We start from the raw sequence: 1,043 nt of genomic DNA, 5'->3' as shown, positions 1-1,043 counted from the left end.
CGCGGCGCCGCTGTTGCTCAGACCGTCCCAGCGCATGGCCTCTCCTCTCGTCGGATCCCTCACGCTAGAACACTCATTCGAATAGCGCCAGCGGATACCCGCACTTCACCCGTTCGTGGCGGCTCGGCCCGGATTTGGGCGGAGGCCCCGCCGGTGGTTGGCTTGGCGTGCACGACGCAGGACAGCCCCAGCCGACCGGAAGGAAGAACGATGGCGCAGGTCGAGGCCACGACGGAGCGGATCATCGCGGCGGACCCCGAGGCGGTGTTCGACGCGCTCGCCGACTACTCCGGCACCCGCGCCAAGCTGCTCCCCGAGCAGTTCAGCGAGTACGAGGTGCGCGAGGGCGGCGACGGCGAGGGCAGCCTCGTCCACTGGAAGCTCCAGGCCACCAGCAAGCGGGTCCGCGACTGCCTGCTCGAGGTGTCCGAGCCGACCGCGGGTCAGCTCGTGGAGAAGGACCGCAACTCCTCGATGGTCACGACCTGGACGGTGACCCCGGCGGGCGAGGGCAAGGCCAAGGCGGTTGTCACGACCGTGTGGAACGGCGCGGGCGGCATCGGTGGCTTCTTCGAGAAGACCTTCGCGCCCAAGGGGCTCGCCCGGATCTACGACGCGCTGCTCGCCAAGCTCGCCGCCGAGGTCGAGAAGTAGGCGCAGGCCTCGAGAAGTAGGCGCGGCCTCGAGGAGTAGGCGCGGACCGCCGCTACTCGGCCGGTCTGATGAGCCGGTCCGAGGATCTCTGCCATCCCCCCGGCTACCGCTGGGGGGACCCCCGATCGGGTGGTTTATTCGAGCCCCCCGGCGTGCGCCGGTCGCGCCCGGTAAGGGGCGAAAGCCGCTGATGAGAGCCTGAAGGGCGCCTCAGGCAACCGGAGTTGGTGCCCGCCCTTGCAACCCCCGGAAAATTTGCCGCGCTTGCTCACTGTTGTCGCCCAATGCGAGAAATGGGCCGCAACGCAGGCGCGGACGAGGGGAGCGGTACGTGGGCGGGACCACACTGGTGCAGGACGGCGAGCACTCCGCCGCGCCCACCCCCACTC

At 69.7% G+C, this 1,043-nt stretch carries 1 protein-coding gene; it reads left to right on the top strand.

Annotation, left to right across the window (positions count from 1 at the left end):
* Positions 1 to 210: 210 nt before the first annotated feature.
* Positions 211 to 654, top strand: a complete 444-nt coding sequence (locus AOK16_RS24170) for an SRPBCC family protein (protein ID WP_055474233.1) — start codon at positions 211 to 213, stop codon at positions 652 to 654.
* Positions 655 to 1,043: the final 389 nt, after the last annotated feature.

The organism is Streptomyces pathocidini, assembly GCF_001418495.1.
Classification (GTDB): domain Bacteria; phylum Actinomycetota; class Actinomycetes; order Streptomycetales; family Streptomycetaceae; genus Streptomyces; species Streptomyces pathocidini.
Note: the sequence above shows the minus strand (reverse complement) of the source record. Positions and strands in the feature narration are given on the sequence as shown.

Bases quoted from the DNA above. Each gene is read 5' to 3' on its own strand.
- AOK16_RS24170 (WP_055474233.1), top strand. From the start codon at position 211: ATGGCGCAGGTCGAGGCCACGACGGAGCGGATCATCGCGGCGGACCCC.